Below are 24,777 nucleotides of genomic sequence, written 5' to 3' on the forward strand. Positions count from 1 at the left end.
TTTTTATTGCCGCAGATAGACCTGCGGCAGCGGCACTTCGGGATGATGTACCACGCCGAGATCGGCCTGATACCAGCGGGTGAGGATATCCGCCTGCAGCACCTCCTGCGGCGTACCGCTCGCCACCAGGCGGCCCTGATGCAACAGCAGAATCCGATCGGCGTACAGTGCGGCCAGGTTGAGATCGTGCAGCACGCAGCAGACGCCCAGCGGTTGTTGGCGCGTCAGCGAGCGCAGCAGGCGCAGGGTGTGCTGCTGGTGGTACAGGTCCAGCGCCGAAGTGGGCTCGTCGAGGAACAGCCAGGAAGGGGACGGCTGCGGCTGCCACAGCTGCGCCAACACGCGAGCCAACTGAACCCGCTGCTGCTCGCCGCCGGACAGTTGGCGATAGTCGCGCTGCGCCAGCGCCAGGCAATCCGTCTGCGCCATCACCTGTTTTATCGCCCGTTGCCGGTCCCGTTTGCCGTGCGGCGAACGGCCCATGCCGACCACCTCTTCCACGGTGAAAGGGAAGGCCAAATCGCTGTGCTGACGCATCACCGCCCGGACCTTGGCCAGCTGTTGCGGCTGCCATTGTTCCAACGGCCGATCGAGCAGCCGGCACTCGCCGCAGCCCGGGAGCAGGTAGCCGGTCAGCAGGCGCAGCAGCGTCGACTTTCCCGCGCCGTTCGGGCCGATAATCGCCACCATTTCACCGCTGGCGATGCGGAGCGAAACGTCGCTGATCAAACGGCGTGAACCCAGGCTGTAACGCAGCTGTTCAGCAGTCAGGCTTGCGGTATTATCCACCCGGACGCTCCCGCTGGCGCATCACCAGCCACAAGAAGTAAGGGCCGCCGATCAGGCTGGTCATCAGACCGACCGGCATTTCGGCCGGCGCCACCAGCGTGCGCGCCAGCGTATCGCTGACCAGCAGCAGGCAGGCGCCGCCCAGCGCGGAGCAGGGCAGCAGCCAGCGGTGATCGCCGCCCAGGCGCATGCGCACCAGATGCGGCACCACCAGCCCGACAAAACCGATCACGCCGCTCATCGCCACTGCGGCGCCGATCAGCAGCGCGCTCAGCAACAGCAGCTGCAGCTTGGCGCGCTGGACGTTGACCCCCAGGTAGTGGGCCTCTTCGTCGCCCAACTGCAGCAGGTTCAGGCGGCGCGCCTGCAGCAGCGTCATCAGCGCGGCCGGCAGGATCAGCGAAGCGGCGACCATCAGCGTCGGCCATTGCGACTGGCTGAGGCTGCCCATCATCCACAGCGAAAACTGGCGCAGCTGTTGATCGCTGCTGAGATAGGACAGCACGCCGATCGCCGCCATGCACAGCGCGTTGATGGCGATGCCGGCCAGCAGCAGGCGCGACAGGCTGCCGTGCCCGCTGCGGCTGATGGCGTAGATGAGCAATGACACCAGCAGGCTGCCGAAGAAGGCCGCCAGCATATGGCCATACAGGGCGACCATCGGCGGCAGCGCCAGCGGCATGACGATAATCAGCGCGACAAACAGCGCGCCGCCGCTGCTGATGCCCAACAGGCTGGGATCGGCCAGCGGATTGCGAAACAGCCCCTGCATCACCGCGCCGGACACCGCCAGCGCGCAGCCGATCACCACCGCCAGCAGGACGCGCGGCAGGCGGATGTTCAGCCAGATATGCCAGGAGGTGTCGCTAAAGGGTTCGCGCCACAGGGTGCGAAACGACAGCGTCAATGCGCCCATATTGGCGGCGGCCAGCGCCAGCAGGGCCAGCAGCACCAGCAGGCCGGCAATGGCCCACTGCGGGGAAGTGCGGCAGCGCATTACTTTTGCTCCGCCGCTTGGCGCAGTTTAGCCAGCGCCGCCGGCGTTTCCAGGCCAAAGCCCAGCAGCGCCATATCGTCGACGATCAGCACGCGGTGATTCCGGCCGGCCGGCGTCAGCGCCAGCCCGGGCAGGGACCACAGCTGCCGCAGCCCGCCGAGCGTGCGTACCCCGTCGGTGGTGACCAGCAGCAGATCCGGCGCGCTGGCGATCACCCCCTCTTGCGACAGCGGGCGATAACGGTCGAAACCCTGCATGGCGTTTTTCAATCCGGCGGCGACGATCACGGCGTCTGCGGCGGTATGCTGCCCGGCGGCCATCGGCGTAATGCCGCCGTGGCTCATGACAAACAGCACCTTGACCGGCAGCGGGCTGGTGTTGACCGCCGCCAGCTGCTGCTGATAGCGGGCGCTGAGCCGCTTGCCCTGTTCCGCGCGCTGCAGCGCTTCGGCGATCGCGGCGATTTTTTTCGGCACCGCCTGCAGGGTGGTGTCGCCCGGCACGCTGACCACCTTGACGCCGCTCTCTTCGAGCTGCCTGAGCACCAGCGCCGGCTGCGCCAGTTCGGTGGTCAGCACCAGCGTGGGCTTCAGCGCCAGAATGCCCTCGGCGTTCAGCTGGCGCATATAGCCGACGTCCGGCAGCTTTTTCACCGCTTCCGGATGCAGGCTGGTGCTGTCGCGGGCTATCACTTCATCGCCCGCGCCAAGTGCGAAGGCAATTTCGGTGACGTCACCGCCTATCGAGACGATACGCTGCGCGGCGGCGGCGCTTAATGGCAGCGCCAGCGCGATGGCCAGCGCCAGGCAACGGGTCAATGAAGGTTTCATGCGGCGATGTCCTTGGCTTCCAGCGCGGCAACCTGCTCACGCCATTGGGTTTGCTCCGGCTGTCCTTCGGTGCGCTGACCGTACAGCTGGGCTATCTGCGTGCCGTCGGCGGCGAACAGCTCCAGGCTGGTCACGATGCCGTCTTTGGTCGGTTTGCGGGTGATCCAGCTTTCGGCGATCGCCCCTTCGATCAGGTGCAGGGTGAAGCGGCGATTAAACACGTTAATCCAGCCTTCCTGCGGCATCAGACGCTCGATCTGGCCGGTGAAAATCTGCACGCAGCCGCGGTTGCCGACGAAGATCATGATTTCGTTCTGCAACTGCTGCGCGGCGTTTAACAGCTGCGACAGCGCGCCGTTGTCTACCCGGTAGGCCAGATCGTCGCCGACGGCGCGGAACGCCTGTTGGCGCGTCAGCTTATTGCGGCTCAGCAGTTGGAAGAACTGATGCACGTCGGTCATCTCGCGCCATTCGCGGTCGATCCGGTCCGCGTCGGTCGCGGCATCGTCGGCGGCGGCCGCCGCGACGGGCTGCAGCTGCAGCGGCGGATTTTCGGCGCTCTGGTGGCGCTCGATCAGCGACATCCAGGCCGCCAGATCGGTTTCGTCGGTGGTGTACACCTTATGCAGCGCATCGCCCTGATGATCGAAGAACTGAATGCTGTGGCGCACGCCGCGCTTGTTGGTTTCGCTCATGGCGAAAACGCTGGCCCACTGGTTGAGGAACAGGCGCAGATCCAGCTCGCGCGGGTTGAGGATCAGCCCGGCATGGCCGTTGAGGTGCTGGTTGCGGTAGCGGCCCATCTGTTCATGCACCGCATAGCTGTTGCGGGTAATGGATTTGGTGACGCCGACCTGTTCGAGCTCGGTCAACAGGGTGCGGGCGTCGGCCTGCAGGCGGCGACTGTCATGGCCGACGCGGGCGTGGGTCAGCGCCGCTTCGCTGACGCCGAGGATCTCCGCCAGGTCGCGGGCGTATTTGCCCGGATTGTCGATTTTGGCCTGCTGGTAGCGTTCATACAGGGTATTGCTCATGCGTTGTTCTCCTGCGCTGTGATGCAAACGGCGGACAAGCCGCTTGTCCGCCCGGTAGTCAAAAAGTTACCACTGGTAGCTGACCAGCAGCTTGGCGTTGCGGCCATCCTGCGGTATGCCCTGCGGCGAGTAGTATTCCTTATCGAAGGCGTTGCCCAGCACCAGGGTGGTGGTGACGCCCTGCAGGCGATCGCGCCCTTTGTAGCTCAGATAGAAATCATTGACGCCATAGCCCGCCTGTTCGGCGACGCCGGTGGCAACATGGGTGGAACGTTGGGCGAAGGTGGCCACCCAGCCGGTGGACAAGCCGGTTTCGCCCAGCGGCACGTCCAGCGAACTGGTGACGGTGTCCGGGTTAATGGTGCTCAGCCAGTCGCCGGTCGCCTCATCTTTCCCCCGGGTGCGGTTATAGGCCAGATCCCAGCCAAACAGCGGCGTCTTGTAGCTGAGCGTAGCATCCCAGCCCCAGATTTTTGCGCGGTCGATGTTGGTTGAGAAGGTGGTGCAGCTGATGCAATACGGGCCGCGCGGGCCACGCCCCAGCTCCATGGTGACGTCGGTGGTGATGTAGTCTTTGGCCTTGGTGTCGAAATAGCTGGCTTTGAACTGCAGGCTGTCGCTGGCTAACAGCACATCGTCAAAACGCAACCCAAAACCGTATTCCTGCGTTTCATTGGTTTCCGGTTTCAGATTCGGATTGGGTACCCAATAGTTGGTTATGGTGGTTGGCCCCATAGGAATCGAGAAATGCTTGGAGTCGTTGTACATCTCACCCATGGTGGGCGCCCGGAACGCCTGGGAATAGGAGCCGAACAGCATCAGCCAATCGGTCGGGGTAACGCTGATGGCGCCGCGAGACGACCATTTATCGGCATCGACATCGGCGTAACCGTCGCTGGAGCCTTTGTAATTATCATAACGGGTGCCGGCGAGCAGGGTGACCGGCAGGTCGCGCAGCGTAATCTCATCCTGCAGCCAGCCGGAAGCGAAATTGATTTTCGCCTGCGGGAAGCTTTCGGTCGCGCCGCCCGGGGTTTGTTCCTGCTTGTACGCTTCGGTGCCGTAAGTAAACAGGTGAGAGGCGAAGGTATCGGCAAACAGGCGGGTGCGGTTTTCCAACTTGGCGCCGCGGGTGGTTTGTTTGCGGTTTTCGTCTTCGCTGCCGGCGGCATGCGCGTTGATTTCCACGTCGGAGTAATAGATTTTGGCTTCGGCGTCCAGCCACTCCTGACCCACGGGTTTCAACTTATAGCTCAGTGCGGCATCGCGTTGAATTGTTGAACGGTCGGTCATCAGGTTACCGCTTGAACTGGCGGATTCCTGCGGGTTCTTCGGTTCCTGGGCGCCGTTGTTGTAATAGCGCAGGTTGCCGGTCAGCGATTGGTTATCGTCGATTTTCCAGGTGCCCTTGGCCAACACATTGCTGATGGTTTCGTCGTTTGGCGCATCGAAACCGTTGCCCTGCCGCAGGTCGCCGACGTCGCGGGTGCCGAACGACAGCAGCCCGTCGAGGCTGTCGGTCCTGCCATAGGCGCTGGCGCCCATGCCCAGGCTGTGATCGCCGCTGCCGGCGGTGCCGTAAACCCGGTAGCCGCTATCATGGCCCGGCAACAGCAGGTCGGCGGCGTCGACGGTTTCATAGGAAACAACGCCGCCCAGCGCGCCGCTGCCGTACAGCAGGGCGGAAGGGCCGCGCACCACTTCGATACGCTTCACCAAACCGGGATCCAGGAAGGTGCCGTTGATATGGCCGGTATCGGTGCCCTGACGGATACCGTCTACCAGCGTCAGCACGCCGCGGCGGTCGTAACCGCGCATCATCAGGTCCTGGCCGTTGCTGCGGCCGGTGCCGGTAACGCTAATGCCCGGTACGCGGCGCAGCATATCGGCGGCGGTGGCGGCGGTTTGGCTTTCGGGCGTATCGCCCTCGATCACCGTCACCATCATTGGCGCTTCAAAACTGCTGCGCTGATTGCCGGTGGTGACCACGGTCAGGGTTTCGTCGGCGGCCGGTTTTTTTTTGTCGGTTTCCGCGGCGGCAGAAGTAGAAGAAGTGGTGCTGGTGGTTTGTGCCAGAGCCACCGTAGGCAGAGCGCAGGCAATCGCCAGACTCAATGCGGAAAAACGCAGCCGGGTGGAAATTGTCAGAGGCATGGGGCAACTCTCCGTATGTTTTTAACATATCAATAGATTTGCTGGCTGCCTGGATCAAAAGGATCGGGGTGGCTGGCGTTTGGGGGATCTTTATTATTTGGTCAGGATCAATTTTCCGGCTTTGGTCTGCCGCAGCTGATAGCGCTGGCCCTGATGGGTAATAACCGCCACGCCGTCGGCGCCGAGCAGCTGGGCGCTGTCATAACAAGGGTGCGGTTCTGCGCTGCGTCCGGCGGGAACGCCGGCGGCGGGCAGGTTGTTGTTGGGATTATCCATCGTCATTCGTTTATAAAACAGACCATTAAATGGTAATTAATATCAAAGTGATAATCATTATCATGTGAACGAAAGGTTACATCAAGGGAAATTTTCTTACCGATTGAACCTTTTTGCAGGAAATGCGTCTGGCGACGGGCCGGGGGCGTCGGCCCGCGAGGTATCGGGTTATTTCAGCAGGGTTTCGATGCGGTCGAACAGGCGTTCGGGCTTGGTGATCGGGGCGAAGCGCGTGGCCCGCTGGCCGTCGGCGGTGAGCAGGAACTTGGTGAAATTCCACTTGATGCGCCGACTGCCGAGCACCCCGGGCGCCAGGCGTTTCAACTCATTGAACAGCGGGTGGGCGCCGGGGCCATTGACCTCGATTTTACCGAACAGCGGGAAACTGACGCCGTAATTCAGGGTGCAGAAGTCGGCTATCTCCAGCGGGTCGCCCGGCTCCTGGGCGCCGAACTGATTGAAGGGGAAGCCCAACACCATCAGGCCGCGCTCGCGGTAGTATTGCCACAGGTTCTCCAGCCCGCGGTACTGCGGCGTGAAACCGCACTTGCTGGCGGTATTGACCACCAGATAGGCGCGGGCGGGGAAGTCGCCCAGCGTTTTATGTTCGCCCTGCAGCGTGACGCAGGGGATGGATAACAGTGAATGAATCATGCCGGGGCTCCGATCCTTGCCTGGGGGCTGCGGTGGTGGTTATCAGTATAGATGAGCGGGGGAAGGCGGAAAAGCCGGGGCGAGGGCGCCCCGGCTGCGAAGTCAGAAACGCGTATCGACCGCGTCCGCCAGCATCGCCAGCAGCTGTTCGCTGTCGGACCAGCTCAGGCAGGGATCGGTGATCGACTGGCCATAGGTCAGCGGCTGGCCGGCAACGATTTTCTGCGTGCCTTCCACCAGGAAACTTTCCGCCATCACGCCGGCGATGGCGGCGGAGCCGGCGCGGATCTGCTGGCAGACGTTTTCGGCGACTTCCAGCTGGCGGCGATGCAGCTTCTGGCAGTTGCCGTGGCTGAAGTCGATCACCAACTGTTCGGGCAGGTCGAATTCGCGCAGGTTGTCGCAGGCGGCCACGATGTCGGTGGCGTGGTAGTTCGGCGTTTTGCCGCCGCGCATGATGATGTGGCCATAAGGGTTGCCGCTGGTCTGGTAGATGGTCATCTGGCCGTTTTTGTCCGGCGAGAGGAACATATGCCCGGCGCGCGCCGCGCGAATGGCGTCGATGGCGATGCGCGTGTTGCCGTCGGTGCCGTTTTTGAAACCGACCGGGCAGGACAGCGCGGAAGCCATTTCACGGTGGATCTGGCTTTCGGTGGTGCGTGCGCCGATGGCGCCCCAGCTGATCAGATCGGCGATGTATTGCCCGACCACCATATCCAGGAACTCGGTGGCGGTCGGCAGGCCGAGCTGGTTCACCTCCAGCAGCAGGCGGCGCGCCATTTCGATGCCGCGGTTAACCTGGAAGGTGCCGTCCAGCGCCGGATCGGAAATCAGGCCTTTCCAGCCCACCACGGTGCGCGGTTTCTCAAAGTAGGTGCGCATCACGATTTCCAGCCGATCCTGGTAGCGAGCGCGCAGGGCGTTCAGCCGGCCGGCGTAGTCGATGGCGGCGTCGAGATCGTGGATGGAGCAGGGGCCAATCACCACCAGCAGGCGGCGGTCTTCACCGGTCAGGATTTTTTCAATGCGTTTTCGTGACGCGGTCACGTTATCGGCGATATCCGCCGAGATCGGCAGCTTATCGGCCAGCGCTTGCGGCGTGACGAGGCTGTCGATGCGCGCGGTCCGCAGTTCATCTGTTTTGTGCATGATTATCTCTGGAAACTGTTCTTCTCTGCGGCGGAGTGCCGGGAAGTGATGGCGATCACAATAACGCAAAAATCGCTGAATTCAACCGTAGAGATGATGTTCTGTTGATCAAAGCCGCTAAAAAAAGCACGAAAAACGCCGGCGGCGGTGAAATCAACGGCGTGCGGCAGGGGCTTCCTGCCGCCGTAGCTCAGAACATGCGGCGGCTCATGCCGAGGATATCGAGGATCTTGGTCGAAATTTCCTCGACGGAATAGTTGGTGGTGTTCAGGTAGCGGATCTGGTTTTGGCGAAACAGCGCCTCGACCTCGGCGATTTCCATGCGGCATTGGCGCAGCGAGGCATAGCGGCTGTTTTCACGCCGTTCTTCGCGGATGGCGGCCAGGCGCTCCGGATCTATGGTCAGGCCGAAGAGCTTGTGCTGAAACGGCTTCAGCGACGCGGGGAGGTGCAAATTGTCCATATCGTCGGCGATAAACGGATAGTTGGCGGCGCGAATGCCGAACTGCATCGCCAGGTACAGGCTGGTGGGCGTTTTGCCGCAGCGCGAGACGCCCAGCAGGATCACCTGCGCCTGATCGAGATTGCGCAGCGAGATGCCGTCATCGTGCGCCAGCGTGTAATCGATGGCGGCGATGCGCGCATCGTATTTGCCGAGATTGCTGGCCGTCAGGCCGTGGGTGCGGTTCGGCACCGGCGTCGGCTCCACCTCCAGTTCGTCCTGCAGCGGGCCGACCAGCGCCTGCACGATATCCTGGCAGAAGCCTTCGCTTTGCACGATGACGTCGCGCACCTCCAGCGAGATGATCGAATAAAACACCAGCGGCCTGACGCCGGTGGCCCGATAAATATCGTTGATTTGCTGACAAACCGCGCGCGCGCGCGCCTCGGTTTCCACGAACGGCAGCGTGAAGGTCGTGGCCGTAACCGGAAACTGTGACAATACCGCATGCCCCAGCACTTCAGCGGTGATCGCCGTACCATCCGAAATATAAAAAACGCTTCTTTCCACCCGAGGCTCCTTACCTGAAAACGGTGTTCCTGCTGTAATCGCTGGCCCCATCATGTGCTGCGGACGATCGGTCGGTAAAGGGGCGGGTAAAAAAATTGTGACGACAGCGGGGATTGCGCGCGGCGGCCGCAGCGCGCCCTGGACGATATTGAAATAATATTTCATTTTTTATCAAGGGGCGTTTCATGGTGTCCGGCGCCGTCGGTCTGAGGTTTTGGCGCTATTTTCGCCAAAAAGGGTATCGTTTGCATGGCCTTTAAATTTGCAGTTTAAAAACTACTTAATTTGTTGAGAATTAAGCTTTTAGTGCCATTGGGAACGGTTCCCATGAAAATCAGCCGCTTAGGTAATTCTCTTAAAATCCACTTTCTGCGGCGGGTTGATCGATTCACCTTTCCATTTCCTATGGATCATTGTGCTAGTCTGGTTCGGCTCCGTTTTTAGCGGCGCTTTTAAAGCAAGCGAATTAAATCCGTCTATACCCTACTGATAGCAATAAGGATTGTCTCGATGTCCAACAATGGCCCAGACTTGCGTAATGTGCTTTGGTACAACCAGCTTGGCATGCACGACGTTGACCGTGTCGGCGGCAAAAACGCCTCCCTCGGTGAAATGATCACCAATCTTTCCGATTTGGGCGTGGCCGTGCCAAACGGTTTTGCCACCACCGCGCAGGCGTTTAACGATTTCCTCGAACAAAGCGGTGTTAACCAGCGCATCTATCAGTTACTGGATCAAACTGACGTTGACGACGTTGCTCAGCTGGCCAAGGCCGGCGCGCAAATCCGCCAATGGGTGATCGACACGCCGTTCCATGCGGAATTCGAGCGCGAAATCAATCTGGCGTACCAACAGCTGGCCGACGGCGAACCGGAAGCCTCCTTCGCCGTGCGCTCCTCCGCCACCGCCGAAGACATGCCGGACGCCTCCTTCGCCGGCCAGCAAGAAACCTTCCTCAACGTGCAGGGCATCGACGCCGTGATGGTGGCGATCAAGCACGTTTTCGCCTCGCTGTTCAATGACCGCGCGATCTCCTACCGCGTGCATCAGGGCTACGATCACCGCGGCGTGGCGCTGTCGGCCGGGGTGCAACGCATGGTGCGTTCCGACCTGGCCTCTTCCGGCGTGATGTTCACCATCGATACCGAATCCGGTTTCGACCAGGTGGTCTTCATCACCTCCGCCTTCGGCCTGGGCGAAATGGTGGTGCAGGGGGCGGTGAACCCGGATGAGTTTTACGTCCACAAACCGACCTTGCTGAAGGGCAATCCGGCGATCGTGCGCCGCAACATGGGCTCGAAGAAGATCCGCATGGTGTACGCGCCATCGCAGGATCACGGCAAGCAGGTGCGCATCGAAGACGTGCCGGAACAGCAGCGCACCCGTTTCTCTCTGACCGATGACGAAGTGCAGGCGCTGGCGCGGCAGGCGATCCTGATCGAAAAACACTACGGCCGCCCGATGGACATCGAGTGGGCGAAAGACGGCCACACCGGCAAGTTGCTGATCGTGCAGGCCCGTCCGGAAACCGTGCGTTCCAACGAACAGACCATGGAGCGTTACCAGCTTAACGGTTCCGGCAAGGTGCTGGTGGAAGGGCGCGCTATCGGCCACCGTATCGGCGCGGGCCCGGTGAAGGTGATCCACGACATCAGCGAAATGGACCGCATCCAGGCCGGCGACGTGCTGGTGACCGACATGACCGACCCGGACTGGGAACCGATCATGAAGAAGGCCGCCGCCATCGTCACCAACCGCGGCGGCCGCACCTGCCACGCGGCGATCATCGCCCGTGAGCTGGGCATCCCGGCGGTAGTGGGCTGCGGCCACGCCACCGACGTGCTGAAAGACGGCCAGAAGGTCACCGTGTCCTGCGCGGAAGGCGACACCGGCTTCGTGTACAGCGATATGCTCGACTTCACCGTGCAGAGCTCGGAAGTGACCGAACTGCCGGATCTGCCGCTGAAGATCATGATGAACGTCGGCAACCCGGATCGCGCCTTTGACTTTGCGCGCCTGCCGAACGAAGGCGTAGGCCTGGCGCGGCTGGAGTTCATTATCAACCGCATGATTGGCGTGCACCCGCGGGCGCTGCTGGAGTTCGATCGGCAAACCCCGGCGCTGCAGAACGAAATTCGCGCGCTGATGCAGGGCTACGACCACCCGGTCGAATTCTATGTCGGTCGCCTGACCGAAGGCATCGCCACCCTGGGCGCGGCCTTCTGGCCTAAGCGGGTGATCGTGCGCCTGTCCGACTTCAAGTCCAACGAGTACGCCAACCTGGTGGGCGGCGAGAAGTATGAGCCGCATGAAGAGAACCCGATGCTGGGCTTCCGCGGCGCCGGCCGCTACGTGGCGGACAGCTTCCGCGACTGTTTCGCGCTGGAGTGCGAGGCGGTAAAACGCGTGCGCAACGAGATGGGCCTGACCAACGTCGAAATCATGGTGCCGTTCGTGCGCACCGTGGCGCAGGCGGAGGCGGTCGTGGCCGAGCTGGCGCGCCAGGGGCTGAAACGCGGCGAGAACGGGCTGAAAGTGATCATGATGTGCGAGATCCCTTCCAACGCCCTGCTGGCGGACCAGTTCCTCGAGCACTTCGACGGCTTCTCCATCGGCTCCAACGACATGACCCAGCTGGCGCTGGGGTTGGACCGCGACTCCGGCGTGGTTTCCGAGCTGTTCGACGAACGCAACGAGGCGGTGAAGGCGCTGCTGTCGATGGCGATCCAGGCGGCCAAGCGCCACGGCAAATACGTCGGTATTTGCGGCCAGGGGCCATCCGACCATGAAGACTTCGCCGAGTGGTTGATGGAGCAGGGCATCGACAGCCTGTCGCTCAACCCGGATACCGTGGTGCAAACATGGATTAATCTGTCGAAGAAAAAGTAACGCCCTCGGGGCTATTTGACGTTTTCGCTAAAAGCCGCGGCTCAGGTCGCGGCTTTTTTATTTCCGCATGTAAAAAGCCGGCGGTAAAATAAGCATGTCGGCGGAAAAAGAATAAAAAAAAGCCCATCAAAAGATGGGCAAAGACTACACACAGCAATTCACATGTATGGCATTACATTGTTTGGAAAGCTTGCTTTAAAATCAGTGATTTGAAGCAATAGATGGCCATAATACTAGGTATTCCGGCGCCATTAGTCATTAAGAATCATCCTAATCGATAGCGACGTTATCTTTTTATTTTGCGCTGCGTTGGATTTTTGTTTGATCGGAAAAGATGTCTTTAATCGGCATGTTTAATTGGCCGCCGACGGGAATTGATTTAACCCGAAGGCTATTCGGCGAATATGCCTTAAAGGCGTCGGCAATCAATAATGCAGGGAGGGGGCGTGATATGCCGCCCGACGAACCGGGCGGCAGGCGGAAGGGTTACATCTCTTCCAGATTTTTCTCCACCTCTTTCAGGTCGGCGCTCGGCTCCGGCGCTTCGTCCATCCAGGCGGTGAGCAGGCGATAAGACACCGCCAACACCACCGGACCGATGAACAGGCCGATCAGTCCGAAGGCCAGCAGGCCGCCGATCACGCCCGACAGGATCAACAGCATCGGCAAATCGGCGCCCATGCGGATCAACACCGGCCGCAGCACGTTATCCAGCGTGGCGACCACGCAGCTCCACACCAGCAACACGGTGCCCCAGGTGGTGTCGCCGCTCCAATAGAGCCAAATGATGGCCGGCACCAACACGAACAATGGCCCCAGCTGCGCCACGCAGCAGATGAAGATCAGCACCGTCAGCAGGGTGGCGGCCGGAATGCCGGTCACCGCCAGACCGATGCCGCCCAGCACCGATTGCACCAGCGCCGTCACCACCACGCCCAGCGCCACCGCGCGGATCGCCTGGCCGCCCAGCAGCACCGCCGCGTCGCCGCGTTCGGCGCCCAGGCGCACCGCAAAGTGACGGATGCCCAACGCGACCTGTTCGCCGCGCGCGTACAGCAGCACGCTGAACAGCAGCATCAGGGTACAGTGCAGCAGCAGGCGGCCGATATGCGCCGCCTGCGCGACGAACCAGGTGGCGGTTTGGCCGAAATACGGCTGCACTTTCGCCAGCAGCGCCGCGCCGCCGGCGTTAACCAGCGTGTGATAGCTGTTGTAGACCTTATTGCCGATCATCGGGATCGACTGCAGCCAGGCCAGATCGGGGATATGCAGCTTGCCGGGCGTGCTGGCCCAGGCGATCACCGGCGCGCTGTTGTCCACCAGGCTGCTGATCATCAGCGAAATCGGCAGGATGAACAGCAGGATCAGCAGCAGCGTCATGACCACCACCGCCAGCGAACGCCGGCCCCACAGCAGTTTTTGCAGCTTGATCAACAACGGCCAGGTGGCGATGACCACCATGCCCGCCCAGGCAAAGCCGAGAATGAAGGGTTGAATGACCCAAAAACAGGCGACGATCATGATGGCGATAAACAGCACGCCGAAAATAATTCGCGGTAAGTCGTAACGCGAGTGCGGAAGTGGCATCAGTGGGTTCTCATCCTGGTCAGTTAAATCCTTGGCACCTTTTAATCATGGTGCATACCGGCCGATTTTCACAGCCCGCCGGCGCGTTTTTCCGCGCAGCCGGCGGTGCGGCGATAAGGGCAATAATGTGAATGCCTTCACTAAACGAGTATGTTAGTTTTTACCATCAATAAAAAATAGGGTGGGTCTGAATAAAGACCTGATTCAGCGTTTTCAGCGCATAAAAATTAGACAGACAGGGTCAAAAAAGCGAATGATCCCACAGATTTCTCAGGCGCCCGGCCTCGTTCAACGGGTGCTCGACTTTTTGGAAGCACTGAAGCACAACGGATTCAACGGCGATACCGCCACCAGCTATGCCGACCGGCTGACGATGGCCACCGACAACAGCGTTTACCAGCTGTTGCCCGATGCGGTGGTGTTTCCTCGCTCCACCAGCGATGTGGCGCTGATCGCCCGTCTGGCGGCGGAAGAGCGCTTCAAGGCGCTGACCTTCAGCCCGCGCGGCGGCGGTACCGGCACCAACGGGCAGTCGCTCAATACCGGCATCGTGGTCGACATGTCGCGCCACATGAACCGCATTCTGGAAATTAACGTCGAACAGGGCTGGGTGCGGGTGGAGGCCGGGGTCATCAAGGACCAGCTCAACCAGTATCTGCGGCCGTTCGGTTATTTCTTCTCGCCGGAGCTCTCCACCAGCAACCGCGCCACGCTGGGCGGCATGATCAACACCGACGCCTCCGGCCAGGGCTCGCTGGTGTACGGCAAAACCTCCGATCACGTGCTCGGCCTGCGGGCGGTGCTGCTGGGCGGTGAAATGATCGACACCCGCGCCATGCCGACGCCGCTGGCGGAAACGATTGCCCAGGAAGACAGCGCCGAAGGGCGCATCTACCATCGGGTGCTGAACAGCTGCCGCGACCGGCGCGCGCTGATCCTGGAAAAATTCCCCAAGCTCAACCGCTTCCTGACCGGTTACGACCTGCGCCACGTGCTGAGCGACGACCTGCAAACCTTCGATCTGACGCGCATTCTGACCGGCGCCGAAGGAACGCTGGCGTTCATCACCGAGGCGCGCCTGGACATTACGCCGCTGCCGAAGGTGCGCCGGTTGGTGAACGTCAAATACGACTCCTTCGATTCCGCGCTGCGCAATGCGCCCTTTATGGTGGCGGCCAAGGCGCTGTCGGTGGAAACCATCGACTCCAAGGTGCTGAACCTGGCGCGCGAAGACATCGTCTGGCATTCGGTCAGCGAACTGATCACCAACGTGCCGGATAAGGAAATGCTCGGTCTGAACATCGTGGAATTCGCCGGCGACGACCAGGAACTGATCGACGGGCAGATGGAAAGCCTGTGCCGGCGGCTGGATGAGCTGATCGCCGGGCGGCAGGGCGGCGTGATCGGTTATCAGGTCTGCGGCGATCTGGCGGGCATCGAACGCATTTACAATATGCGCAAGAAGGCGGTCGGGCTGCTGGGCAACGCCAAAGGGCAGGCCAAGCCGATCCCGTTCGCCGAAGACACCTGCGTGCCGCCGCAGCATCTGGCGGACTATATCGTCGAGTTCCGCCAGCTGCTGGACAGCCATAACCTCAGCTACGGCATGTTCGGCCACGTCGATGCAGGGGTGCTGCACGTGCGGCCGGCGCTCGACATGTGCGATCCGCAGCAGGAAGTGCTGATGAAGCAGATTTCCGACCAGGTGGTGGCGCTGACCGCCAAGTACGGCGGCCTGCTGTGGGGCGAACACGGTAAAGGGTTCCGCGCAGAATACAGCCCGGAATTCTTCGGCGAAACGCTGTACGAAGAGCTGCGCCGCATCAAGGCGGCGTTCGATCCCGACAATCGGCTGAACCCGGGCAAGATTTGTTCGCCGCTGAGCCTGGATGCGCCGATGATGCAGGTGGACGCGGTCAAGCGCGGCACCTTTGATCGCCAGATCCCGATCGCGATCCGCACCTCGTTCCGCGGCGCGATGGAGTGCAACGGCAACGGCCTGTGCTTCAACTTTGACGTGCGCAGCCCGATGTGCCCGTCGATGAAGATCACCGGCAGCCGCATTCACTCGCCGAAGGGGCGTGCGGCGCTGGTGCGCGAATGGCTGCGGCTGCTGTCCGAGCAGGGCGTCGATCCGCTGGCGCTGGAAAAACAGCTGCCGCAGCAGCGCCTCAGCTTCCGTACGCTGATCGAGAAAACCCGCAATAGCTGGTACGCCGGCAAGGGCGAATACGACTTCTCGCACGAGGTGAAAGAGGCGATGTCCGGCTGCCTGGCCTGTAAAGCCTGTTCCACCCAGTGCCCGATCAAAATAGACGTGCCGGGTTTCCGCTCGCGCTTCCTGCAGCTGTATCACACCCGCTATCTGCGCCCGGCGCGCGATTATATGGTGGCCGGAGTGGAAAGCTACACGCCGCTGATGGCCAAGGCGCCGAAGGTGTTCAACTTCTTCTTCCGGCAGCCCTGGGTGCGGGAATTGAGCCGCAACGCCATCGGCATGGTCGATCTGCCGATGCTGTCGAGCCCGACGCTGCGCCAGCAGCTCTCCGGGCACGCCGCCGTTACCCTGACGCTGGAGCAGTTGGAAGGGCTGAGCGCCGCGCAGCGCGAAAATCACGTGCTGATCGTGCAGGATCCGTTCACCAGTTATTATGACGCCAAAGTGGTGGCGGACTTTGTCCGGCTGGTGGAAAAACTCGGCTACCAGCCGGTGCTGCTGCCATTTTCGCCGAACGGCAAGGCGCAGCACATTAAAGGTTTCCTGACGCGTTTTGCCCGCACCGCGCGCAAGACCGCCGATTTCCTCAACCGGGTGGCGCAGCTCGGCATGCCGCTGGTGGGCGTCGACCCGGCGCTGGTGCTGTGTTACCGCGATGAATACAACGAGATCCTCGGTGAACATCGCGGCGCGTTCCAGGTGCAGCTGGTGCACGAATGGTTGCAGCAGTTGGTGGCGGAGCGCGCCGAGCAGCCGGCGACCGGCGAGCCCTGGTATCTGCTGGGGCACTGCACCGAAACCACCGCGCTGCCGGCCAGCGGCCAACAGTGGGCGGCGATCTTTTCCCGCTTCGGCGCCAGGCTGGAAAACGTCAGCGTCGGCTGCTGCGGCATGGCCGGTACCTACGGGCACGAGGTGAAGAACCTGCAAAACTCGCTCGGCATTTATGAGCTATCATGGCATCCGGCGCTGCAGCGTCTGCCGCGGCAACGCTGCCTGGCGACCGGCTATTCGTGCCGCAGCCAGGTGAAGCGCATCGAGGGCAACGGCGTGCGCCACCCATTACAGGCACTTCTGGAGATGATTGTGTGAAATTGTGGAAACGTGAAACATCGCTGGAGCAGCTGAACCGCGCCGGTGACGGCTGCATGGTCAGCCACGTGGGCATCGAGTTTACCCAACTGGGGGAAGACTTTCTCGAAGCCACCATGCCGGTGGACAGCCGCACCCGGCAACCGTTCGGGCTGCTGCACGGCGGCGCTTCGGTGGTGCTGGCGGAGTCGATGGGCTCGATGGCCGGCTATCTGTGCAGCGAAGGCGAGCAAAAGGTGGTGGGGCTGGAAATCAACGCCAACCACCTGCGGGCGGTGTTTGACGGCCAGGTGCGCGGCGTGTGCCGCGCGCTGCACGTCGGCCGGCGCCATCAGGTATGGCAGATCGAGATTTTCGATCCGCGCGATCGCCTGTGCTGCACGTCGCGCCTGACCACCGCGGTGATCGACTGAGCCTGCCTTTCCCGCAGGCGGTTCGCCTGCGGGAAAGCCTTTGGCGCCACGGGCATGACCGCCCGCCGCTCCACTTTTACAAATTCGATTTTACGAATATGAAATTGACATTAAGGGAAAAAACAATACTATGGATAGAAGTAGCCTGAGGAAATGAATATGGCGTTAACCGCCCTGCGACTGTTCAAGAATCTGTCCGACGAAACACGGTTGAAAATAGTCTTGCTCCTGAGAGAATTGGGCGAGCTCTGCGTTTGCGAACTGACCGGTTCGCTCGAAGAGCTGCAACCCAAGATCTCGCGGCATCTTTCGATGCTGCGTGAAAGTGGCTTGTTGATTGATCGACGTGATGGCAAGTGGATCCATTATCGGCTTTCGCCGCATATGCCGGCCTGGGCTGCGGCCGTGATTGAACAGGCCTATCTGAGTCAGAAAGACGAAGTCACCCAATTGGCGCGCCGCGTTTCTCGCAGCAACGCCACAAGCGGCGGCAAGGCGGTCTGTCTCTAACGGATAAAAATTTTATCTTTTCATATTTGGTTATTCGAATTCGTATCGGCGCTATGCCATTTTGATGGGGGAGGCCGAGGCTATCGCCCATCGTTCTACGGAGGTTGTATGGGGTTGGCTGCGGCGATTTTTGTCCTGACTATTGTTCTGGTGATCTGGCAGCCGAAGGGGTTGGGGATCGGTTGGAGCGCGATGCTGGGCGCGGTGCTCGCCTTGCTGTCCGGCGTGGTGCACTTCGGTGATATTCCCACGGTGTGGCATATCGTCTGGAACGCCACCGCGACCTTTATCGCCGTGATTATCATCAGCCTGTTGCTGGACGAGTCCGGCTTCTTTGAATGGGCGGCACTGCACGTTGCGCGATGGGGCAATGGGCGAGGGCGCTGGTTGTTTACTTATATTGTGTTGTTGGGGGCGGCGGTTTCCTCGCTGTTCGCCAATGACGGCGCCGCATTGATACTGACACCTATCGTGATCGCCATGCTGTTGGCGCTGGGCTTCAGCAAGGGGACTACGCTGGCGTTTGTGATGGCGGCGGGGTTTATCGCGGATACCGCCAGTTTGCCGCTTATCGTGTCGAACCTGGTCAACATCGTCTCGGCCGATTTCTTTCAGCTGGGATTCAACGAGTACGCTGCGGTGATGGTGCCGGTCGATATCGCGGCGATTATCGCCACGCTGGTGATGCTGCATCTGTTTTTCCGCAAAGATATCCCGGCGACCTATGAACCAGCCAAATTAAAAGCCCCACGGCAGGCGATCCGCGATGCGCAAACCTTCAAAACCGGCTGGGGCGTTTTGGCGCTGTTGCTGGTTGGCTTCTTTGGGCTGGAGCCGCTGGGCGTGCCCGTCAGTTCAGTGGCGGCGGCCGGCGCCTTGCTGCTGTTTGTCGTGGCCAAGAAAGGGCATGTCATCAATACCGGCAAAGTGCTGCGCGGCGCGCCCTGGCAGATCGTTATTTTCTCGCTGGGCATGTACCTGGTGGTTTACGGGCTGCGTAATGCCGGGCTTACCGGCTACCTGTCAGCGATACTCGACGGCTTCGCCGAGCATGGGCTTTGGGCCGCCACCCTGGGCACCGGCTTTCTCACGGCGCTTCTGTCTTCCATCATGAACAATATGCCCACGGTATTGGTAGGGGCGTTGTCCATCGACGGCAGCGCAGCCACCGGTGTGATCAAGGAGGCGATGATCTACGCCAATGTCATTGGCAGCGATTTGGGCCCTAAAATCACCCCTATCGGCAGCCTGGCCACCCTGCTGTGGTTACACGTGTTGGCGCAAAAGGACATCAAAATCACCTGGGGATATTACTTCCGGGTGGGCATCGTCATGACGTTGCCGGTGCTGTTGGTCACGCTGGCGGCGCTGGCATTGCGTTTGTCGGCGTAGAAATACCCCTTTTACTCGGTCAACTGTCGGCACCGTACGGCGCTGACCCATTCTAAAGAGAGTGATTTATGAGCGCCATTACGATTTATCACAACCCGGCTTGCGGCACTTCACGCAATACTCTGGCGCTGATCCGCAACAGCGGCGCGGAGCCAAGGGTCATTTTGTATCTGGAGACGCCGCCAAGCCGTGATGAACTGGTGAAGCTCATCGCCGATATGCATATCGGCGTGCGCGCCCTGTTGCGCAAAAATGTGGAGCCTTATGAACGGTTAGGGCTAGCCGAAGAGAAATGGAACGATGAGCAATTGATTGATTTCATGCTTCAGCAGCCGATTCTGATTAATCGGCCCATCGTCGTGACGCCGTTAGGCACCAAACTGTGCCGACCTTCGGAAGCGGTGCTGGATATCTTGCCGGATGCGCAAAAAGGCGAGTTCACCAAAGAAGACGGCGAAAAGGTAATAGACGCGCAAGGGCGGCGTGTGGCCAGATAATTCCCTCGCAGCCGCCAAAAAGCGTCGGTCCGGTCGTTGCCACCCTATTTTCCAGGGGGCCCGCTGTCTATGGTTGACGTTTTCTATCGCGCTGGCTCGCTGGTTTTCGGCGGTTTGGCTGGGGGGATGTTGAACGTCTGGTTTTAAGGGCGATCGCTACCGGTATTTCCTTTCCTGGAAGAGATCCCGACCGATGTGAGGGGCGTTTACCCGAGGGGATTGGGTCGCCATGGAACGCAGCATACGCCGCGGTGAAGAAGGGATACGTCTCTGATGCTGCGGCAGTATGTACACCCTCATAATATTGGCCAGTCAGCAGGTTGAAACAGTTTTTTTACTCGGGATAGGGCGGCAAGACAGAATATTCTTACTTTTACCGTCAACTCGCTTGCCGATGCCAAACCATTACAGTACTGTCGTCAATTGACGACAATAACAGCCTCGAACGTCAACAATGAATGGATTCATGTAACATCTTTCATCCCGCCATGTGCGGGTTTTTTTTATCTCTTGTTCTTTGCCGTCGCCGCGATTGGCTGCGCATGGCCTTTCCCTTGCAGCCAAATGAATGCCGCCCTGAAGGACGGCATTATCGTACTATCGCACCAGATGCAGGAAATGAAGGTGTTTTTCATACTGGTCAAGAATATCGTTAATTAACTGCTCCTGATTCCAGCCCATAACGTCATAATTTTGCCCGCCTTCTTTCAGATAGATTTCGGCACGATAGTATTTATGCTGTTCGGCCTGCTGCTCGTCGTTGTCCATTGCGGCAAGTGCAAACGTTGGCGAGTTGTAGCCACGTAGCCTGACTTCGTAGATAAAATTGAGCTCATTCCCCAAGTCCACCTCCAGGCGGATGCGATCCTCGGAAGCGTCGCTGATATGACTGAGCGTGCTTTGCTTATTCAGCTCCTCCTGTACCAACGTCATAGCGGACCGTATAACCTCATCCATGAAACGTTTGACGAGTGAGCGTTTCGGCAGGTGGGCGATATTGCGTAATCTGCGCTGCCAGGGGATGGGATTGCGCGCCGCCGTGGGCGCAATTGTGGCCATGCTCTGGCTTTCCCGTTTGGTAAGATCCCGGCGCAGCGCCTTGAGCAACCCATATATGGAAATAAGGAGGATCACCGAAAAAGGAAGCGCACTGGCGATAGTGACCGTTTGCAGAGCGCTCAGTCCACCGGCAAGCAGCAGTGCAATCGCCACAACGCCCATCAGCGCTGCCCAGAAAATCCGCTGCCAGACCGGCGTATTGCTGGCTCCGCCAGAGGCCAGGGTATCCACCACCATCGCACCGGAGTCCGCCGAGGTAACAAAGAAAACGATCACCATCGCCATAGCGATAAACGAAAGGATGCTGGAGAACGGGAAGTGTTCAAGAAAATTAAACAGGGCCAGTGCGACATCTTGCTGGACCGTCGTTGCCAGATCGGTCGCACCTTGGGTCATGATGAGATAAATGGCGCTGTTGCCAAACACCGTCATCCACATGAGCGTGAAACCTGCCGGGACGAACAGCACGCCAGTGACAAACTCGCGAATTGTTCTGCCACGGGAAACGCGAGCGATAAACATACCGACAAACGGAGACCAGGAAAGCCACCATCCCCAGTACAACAATGTCCATCCGCCCAGCCAGTTGCTTGATTTGGGTTCATAGGCGTACAGGTTGAACGTTTTACTGACCAGTTCCGACAGATAGCCCCCCGTGTTTTCTACAAAAGACTTCAGCAGCAGAATCGTGGGCCCCAACAGCAGCACAAGCGTCAGCAGCAGCAAGGCTAATCCAAGGTTCAGCTCTGAGAGAATGCGTATTCCTTTATCCAGACCGGAAACCACGGATATTGTCGCCAGTCCGGTAATCACCACGATCAGTATGACCTGAACAGTCTCATTAATGGGAATGCCGAAGAGGTGATTGAGTCCGGCATTCACCTGCAGCACACCGTATCCCAGAGAGGTTGCCACCCCAAATACGGTGCCAATAACGGCAAAAATATCCACGGCGTGGCCAATGGGGCCGTATATACGATCGCCAATGATGGGGTAGAGTGCGGAACGGAGCGTCAGAGGCAGACCGTGACGATAGCTGAAAAATGCCAGAATCAACGCCACAATCGCATAGATGGCCCAGGCGTGAAGCCCCCAGTGGAAGAACGTCAGGCGCATAGCTTGCTTGGCCGCTTCAACGGTCTCTGGCGTGCCTACCGGCGGTGAAAGGTAGTGCATCACTGGCTCGGCGACCCCGAAGAACATCAATCCTATTCCCATCCCCGCTGAAAACAGCATGGCGAACCAAGAATGATAGCTGAAGTCGGGTTGAGCATGATCTGGCCCAAGCTTAATGTCACCGTAGCGGGAAAGGCCGAGAAATGTGACGCTGAGGAGTATCAATGCGACGGCCAGAATGTAGAACCAACTGGCGTTGGTGAAGATTTGCTGCTGGAGAAGTTTGAAATTCCTGTCTGCGAGGTCAGGAAAAATCGCCGCAAAGGCGACCAGAAGAAAAATTAACAAAGCAGAAGTGAAAAATACTGCTTTGTTAATCTGGCTCTTTGACTTCTTTGGGATTGTATCAGTCTCACTCATATATTGTATTCATTCCATTTGATGTAAAAACTGCCCTGGATGAGGGGGATGCCGATTCTACTGTAGCAAAATTTCCTCCATCCTTGCAGGGGAGCGCCGGGTGTGGATGCTCGTGATATGATGACAGGCAACGGCGACGTCACCCCGACACCGTCCTTCATCCAAACCGGCTTCGGCCGGTTTTTTTGCGGCTATATCCAGGCTGTTCTCATCGACGGTTTATAGGGATATCGCAGCGTTCTTGATGGTTACTCGCCTGTTAATTAATCAATCAATCACACGAGAAAATCGCGCTGATTCACGCGTGTTGCGAGCTTGTGCATGCAAAGAAATAGTTTAAATATGCGAGGTATTCCACACGGTTACGCTTGCAAACGGCGAGACTTTACGACAGTTTAGCCATGTGTGGATTAGTTGCGAAATGTAACTATACCCGTTTGCACAGGATAAATCTCACGTTCGACGGCGCATATAGGCAGCAGCCCGGTGTCAGGCAGCTCAACTGCACGCATTGCCCGGGCATCAACGAAGGAGTTGGATTGCATGAATGAATTTGTCAATGCCGTCAATGGCGTGATCTGGAGCCAGGCGCTCATCTATCTGTGTTTGGGGACCGGCCTCTATTTTTCTTTGCGCAGCCGCTTTCTGCAACTGCGCCACCTGAAGGGCATGGTGCGTTTGATATTCCAGGGCAAGGCCAACGCCGCCGGTGTTTCTTCATTCCAGGCTCTTTCCATGACCCTGGCGGGGCGAGTAGGGACCGGCAACATCGCGGGGGTGGCAACCGCCATTACCTTTGGGGGACCGGGCGCGTTGTTCTGGATGTGGATGGTTGCCTTCCTTGGCGCAAGTTCCGCGTTCGTGGAGTCGACACTGGGCCAGGTTTATAAAGAAAAGCTTGATGGCGAGTATCGCGGCGGCCCGGCGTTCTACATAGAGAAAGGGCTTGGCATGAAATGGTATGCCTGGATTTTTGCCATCGTTACCATTTTTTCCTGCGGTGTGCTGTTGCCGGGAGTGCAGGCCAACTCTATCGGGGCCAGCCTGGATATCGCGTTTGGGATAAGCCCTAATGTAACGGCCGCGCTGTTGGCGATGCTGTTGGGATTCATCATCTTCGGCGGCGTGAAACGGATTGCGAGTTTTGCCGGCACCGTCGTGCCGTTCATGGCGCTGGGTTATATCATCGTGGCCTGCGTGATCGTCGCGCTCAACATCGATCAACTGCCGGGTGTCATTCTGCTGGTCTGGAAGAGCGCGTTTGGTCTCGATGCCGGGTTTGGCGCCATTTTGGGGCTGGCTATCATGTGGGGAGTAAAACGCGGGGTGTATTCCAACGAGGCGGCTCAAGGGACCGGCCCGCACGCGTCTTCCGCGGCGGCGGTCAGTCACCCGGCGAAGCAAGGGCTGGTGCAGGCCTTTTCGGTTTATATCGACACATTGTTCGTTTGTTCTGCCACCGGTTTCATGTTGCTTATTACCGGGTTGTATAACGTTCAAGGGCCGGATGGCGGCGCGCTCTATACCGGGATAGCCGGCGTTGCCGCCGGTCCCGGCTATGTGCAAACGGCGATGGAGAGCATGATGCCCGGCTTCGGCAGCTATTTTGTCGCCATTGCGCTTTTCTTTTTTGCCTTCACCACCATCGTTGCCTATTACTATATTGCCGAGACCAATATTGCCTATCTCAACCGGAAGATACATCGCCCGTGGCTTACCTTTGTGCTGAAGATCGGCTTGATGGCATCCGCCGTATACGGCACGGTCAAGACGGCTGACCTGGCATGGGGTATGGGGGATATTGGGGTGGGGCTGATGGCCTGGCTTAATATCGTCGCCATTTTGCTGCTGCGGAATACGGCTTTCGTCTGCCTGAAGGATTATGAAAAGCAGCTGGCTGAAGGTGTCGACCCGGTATTTCACCCAGAGAAGCTCGGGATCAAGCAGGCCGACTATTGGGTAGACAATCGGGCCGAGGTGAACCTGATGCGCGAGTCAGCGGGAAATATTGATGAGAATGCAAAGCTCCCCGGCAGATAACGCCTCATGGCGATAGCCCACTCTCGATGTTTCATCACGCATCGCATTCAAACCGGCTTAGGCCGGTTTTTTACAGCTGAAACGGCACCCGCTTGACGAAGTCCTTTTGGAAGGCGTTGGCTTTTTCCCAGGTGCCTTCCATCGCATATTTTTGACAGATCAGCGTCAGCGTGTGGCGCGCGAAATGGTAGCTCTGCACCCGGAACAGCTGGCAACGCTGCGGGTTGTTGATCTCGACGATCAGCCGGTTGTGCAGTTTGCTGAGCGCATGCAGGTAGCTCTCGTCGTCGCCGTTTTCCAGACACAGGTTCGCCATCGCCAGGCTGACGTTGTTGTAGCGCTTCAGGTGGTTGACGTTGCATTCCGGCCGCTTGAGGGCGGCCTCGGCCATGTAGAAGTCTACCGTGGCGTCACGCACGCTGAATTTGTAGTCATCAATCTTGCCCAGCAGCCATGCATTGATCGAAATAGTCATTTGCCCGCGCTCAAATACCAATTGAATGATAATCATTATCATATTTGCTGCTGCGTTCGCGATCAATCGTTCTGTTGAGTTTTTTATTGGCCGGCGGGGTGCAATCGCCGCGTGGCGGCCCAATATACTCAGTAGCGACTAAACTTTAATCAATGGGCGGCCTGTCGGTCCGCC

The 24,777-nt window shown here is 59.3% G+C and carries 19 protein-coding genes; 7 read left to right on the plus strand and 12 right to left on the minus strand.

Features of this window, described 5'->3' with window-relative positions:
- Positions 1-3 precede the first annotated feature (3 nt).
- The 9 genes from D7I37_RS18820 to D7I37_RS18860 all read right to left on the minus strand — a co-directional run bounded on the left by D7I37_RS18820 (position 4) and on the right by D7I37_RS18860 (position 8,946).
- On the minus strand, positions 4-789 hold the full coding sequence (locus D7I37_RS18820; RefSeq protein ID WP_061795498.1) for a heme ABC transporter ATP-binding protein: 786 nt from the start codon (positions 787-789) through the stop codon (positions 4-6).
- The gene (locus D7I37_RS18825; RefSeq protein WP_061795499.1) at positions 782-1,786 is read right to left on the minus strand and encodes an iron ABC transporter permease; all 1,005 of its coding nucleotides are present in this window, start codon (positions 1,784-1,786) and stop codon (positions 782-784) included. The genes D7I37_RS18820 and D7I37_RS18825 overlap by 8 nt, the downstream gene beginning before the upstream one ends.
- Positions 1,786-2,616 (minus strand): hemin ABC transporter substrate-binding protein, encoded by an 831-nt coding sequence (locus tag D7I37_RS18830; protein WP_095097250.1) that lies wholly within the window; start codon positions 2,614-2,616, stop codon positions 1,786-1,788. Before D7I37_RS18830 ends, D7I37_RS18825 begins: the two co-directional genes overlap by 1 nt.
- A complete protein-coding gene (locus tag D7I37_RS18835) occupies positions 2,613-3,650 on the minus strand; it encodes a hemin-degrading factor (RefSeq protein ID WP_129544163.1) in 1,038 nt (345 codons plus the stop codon). Before D7I37_RS18835 ends, D7I37_RS18830 begins: the two co-directional genes overlap by 4 nt.
- Before the next feature lie 66 nt (positions 3,651-3,716).
- Positions 3,717-5,804, minus strand: a complete 2,088-nt coding sequence (locus tag D7I37_RS18840; protein ID WP_129544164.1) for a TonB-dependent hemoglobin/transferrin/lactoferrin family receptor — start codon at positions 5,802-5,804, stop codon at positions 3,717-3,719.
- Positions 5,805-5,897: 93 nt separating this feature from the next.
- Entirely contained in the window at positions 5,898-6,080 is a 183-nt protein-coding gene (gene hemP / locus D7I37_RS18845; RefSeq protein WP_371415233.1) for a hemin uptake protein HemP, read from the minus strand.
- A 168-nt stretch (positions 6,081-6,248) separates the two neighbouring features.
- A complete protein-coding gene (locus D7I37_RS18850; protein ID WP_129544165.1) occupies positions 6,249-6,734 on the minus strand; it encodes a glutathione peroxidase in 486 nt (161 codons plus the stop codon).
- 102 nt (positions 6,735-6,836) lie between these two features.
- The gene (locus D7I37_RS18855; protein ID WP_061795504.1) at positions 6,837-7,883 is read right to left on the minus strand and encodes a 3-deoxy-7-phosphoheptulonate synthase; all 1,047 of its coding nucleotides are present in this window, start codon (positions 7,881-7,883) and stop codon (positions 6,837-6,839) included.
- A 190-nt stretch (positions 7,884-8,073) separates the two neighbouring features.
- Complete coding sequence (locus D7I37_RS18860; protein ID WP_161990697.1) at positions 8,074-8,946, minus strand: pyruvate, water dikinase regulatory protein; 873 nt, start codon at positions 8,944-8,946, stop codon at positions 8,074-8,076.
- Between the two features lie 459 nt (positions 8,947-9,405).
- Between D7I37_RS18860 and ppsA the strand changes: the two genes are divergently transcribed.
- Positions 9,406-11,784, plus strand: a complete 2,379-nt coding sequence (ppsA, locus tag D7I37_RS18870; RefSeq protein ID WP_061795506.1) for a phosphoenolpyruvate synthase — start codon at positions 9,406-9,408, stop codon at positions 11,782-11,784.
- Positions 11,785-12,270: 486 nt separating this feature from the next.
- Here ppsA and ydiK read toward each other — a convergent pair whose 3' ends face one another.
- Positions 12,271-13,371, minus strand: a complete 1,101-nt coding sequence (gene ydiK / locus D7I37_RS18875; protein WP_061795507.1) for an AI-2E family transporter YdiK — start codon at positions 13,369-13,371, stop codon at positions 12,271-12,273.
- Between the two features lie 253 nt (positions 13,372-13,624).
- Here ydiK and D7I37_RS18880 point away from each other — a divergent pair, with 253 nt between their 5' ends.
- The 5 genes from D7I37_RS18880 (at position 13,625) to arsC (ending at position 19,493) form a co-directional block, all read left to right on the plus strand.
- The gene (locus D7I37_RS18880; RefSeq protein WP_129544166.1) at positions 13,625-16,681 is read left to right on the plus strand and encodes an FAD-binding and (Fe-S)-binding domain-containing protein; all 3,057 of its coding nucleotides are present in this window, start codon (positions 13,625-13,627) and stop codon (positions 16,679-16,681) included.
- Positions 16,678-17,094, plus strand: a complete 417-nt coding sequence (menI, locus tag D7I37_RS18885) for a 1,4-dihydroxy-2-naphthoyl-CoA hydrolase (RefSeq protein ID WP_073970241.1) — start codon at positions 16,678-16,680, stop codon at positions 17,092-17,094. The genes D7I37_RS18880 and menI overlap by 4 nt, the downstream gene beginning before the upstream one ends.
- A gap of 159 nt (positions 17,095-17,253) precedes the next feature.
- The gene (locus D7I37_RS18890; RefSeq protein WP_061795536.1) at positions 17,254-17,604 is read left to right on the plus strand and encodes a metalloregulator ArsR/SmtB family transcription factor; all 351 of its coding nucleotides are present in this window, start codon (positions 17,254-17,256) and stop codon (positions 17,602-17,604) included.
- 108 nt (positions 17,605-17,712) lie between these two features.
- The gene (locus tag D7I37_RS18895) at positions 17,713-18,996 is read left to right on the plus strand and encodes an arsenic transporter (RefSeq protein WP_061795509.1); all 1,284 of its coding nucleotides are present in this window, start codon (positions 17,713-17,715) and stop codon (positions 18,994-18,996) included.
- Between the two features lie 68 nt (positions 18,997-19,064).
- The gene (gene arsC / locus D7I37_RS18900) at positions 19,065-19,493 is read left to right on the plus strand and encodes a glutaredoxin-dependent arsenate reductase (RefSeq protein ID WP_095097258.1); all 429 of its coding nucleotides are present in this window, start codon (positions 19,065-19,067) and stop codon (positions 19,491-19,493) included.
- A 597-nt stretch (positions 19,494-20,090) separates the two neighbouring features.
- Here arsC and D7I37_RS18905 read toward each other — a convergent pair.
- A complete protein-coding gene (locus D7I37_RS18905; protein ID WP_129544167.1) occupies positions 20,091-22,088 on the minus strand; it encodes a choline BCCT transporter BetT in 1,998 nt (665 codons plus the stop codon).
- A 543-nt stretch (positions 22,089-22,631) separates the two neighbouring features.
- Between D7I37_RS18905 and D7I37_RS18910 the strand changes: the two genes are divergently transcribed.
- Positions 22,632-24,128 carry a sodium:alanine symporter family protein gene (locus D7I37_RS18910; protein WP_095097264.1) on the plus strand — a complete coding sequence of 499 codons (1,497 nt, stop codon included), beginning with the start codon at positions 22,632-22,634 and terminating at the stop codon, positions 24,126-24,128.
- A 70-nt stretch (positions 24,129-24,198) separates the two neighbouring features.
- Here the strand turns inward: D7I37_RS18910 and D7I37_RS18915 are convergent, their stop codons facing one another.
- The gene (locus tag D7I37_RS18915) at positions 24,199-24,603 is read right to left on the minus strand and encodes a hypothetical protein (protein ID WP_061795537.1); all 405 of its coding nucleotides are present in this window, start codon (positions 24,601-24,603) and stop codon (positions 24,199-24,201) included.
- Positions 24,604-24,777: the final 174 nt, after the last annotated feature.

It is taken from the genome of Serratia sp. 1D1416 (assembly GCF_003641105.1).
GTDB lineage: Bacteria > Pseudomonadota > Gammaproteobacteria > Enterobacterales > Enterobacteriaceae > Serratia > Serratia ficaria.

Coding starts and splice junctions, on each gene's coding strand:
- D7I37_RS18895 (WP_061795509.1), top strand. CDS start 17,713: ATGGGGTTGGCTGCGGCGATTTTTGTCCTGACTATTGTTCTGGTGATC.
- arsC (WP_095097258.1), top strand. CDS start 19,065: ATGAGCGCCATTACGATTTATCACAACCCGGCTTGCGGCACTTCACGC.
- D7I37_RS18860 (WP_161990697.1), bottom strand. CDS start 8,946: ATGGGGCCAGCGATTACAGCAGGAACACCGTTTTCAGGTAAGGAGCCT.
- D7I37_RS18880 (WP_129544166.1), top strand. CDS start 13,625: ATGATCCCACAGATTTCTCAGGCGCCCGGCCTCGTTCAACGGGTGCTC.
- hemP (WP_371415233.1), bottom strand. CDS start 6,080: ATGGATAATCCCAACAACAACCTGCCCGCCGCCGGCGTTCCCGCCGGA.
- D7I37_RS18910 (WP_095097264.1), top strand. CDS start 22,632: ATGAATGAATTTGTCAATGCCGTCAATGGCGTGATCTGGAGCCAGGCG.
- D7I37_RS18830 (WP_095097250.1), bottom strand. CDS start 2,616: ATGAAACCTTCATTGACCCGTTGCCTGGCGCTGGCCATCGCGCTGGCG.
- D7I37_RS18840 (WP_129544164.1), bottom strand. CDS start 5,804: ATGCCTCTGACAATTTCCACCCGGCTGCGTTTTTCCGCATTGAGTCTG.
- D7I37_RS18915 (WP_061795537.1), bottom strand. CDS start 24,603: ATGACTATTTCGATCAATGCATGGCTGCTGGGCAAGATTGATGACTAC.
- ydiK (WP_061795507.1), bottom strand. CDS start 13,371: ATGCCACTTCCGCACTCGCGTTACGACTTACCGCGAATTATTTTCGGC.
- D7I37_RS18890 (WP_061795536.1), top strand. CDS start 17,254: ATGGCGTTAACCGCCCTGCGACTGTTCAAGAATCTGTCCGACGAAACA.
- D7I37_RS18835 (WP_129544163.1), bottom strand. CDS start 3,650: ATGAGCAATACCCTGTATGAACGCTACCAGCAGGCCAAAATCGACAAT.
- D7I37_RS18850 (WP_129544165.1), bottom strand. CDS start 6,734: ATGATTCATTCACTGTTATCCATCCCCTGCGTCACGCTGCAGGGCGAA.
- D7I37_RS18825 (WP_061795499.1), bottom strand. CDS start 1,786: ATGCGCTGCCGCACTTCCCCGCAGTGGGCCATTGCCGGCCTGCTGGTG.
- D7I37_RS18855 (WP_061795504.1), bottom strand. CDS start 7,883: ATGCACAAAACAGATGAACTGCGGACCGCGCGCATCGACAGCCTCGTC.
- ppsA (WP_061795506.1), top strand. CDS start 9,406: ATGTCCAACAATGGCCCAGACTTGCGTAATGTGCTTTGGTACAACCAG.
- D7I37_RS18905 (WP_129544167.1), bottom strand. CDS start 22,088: ATGAGTGAGACTGATACAATCCCAAAGAAGTCAAAGAGCCAGATTAAC.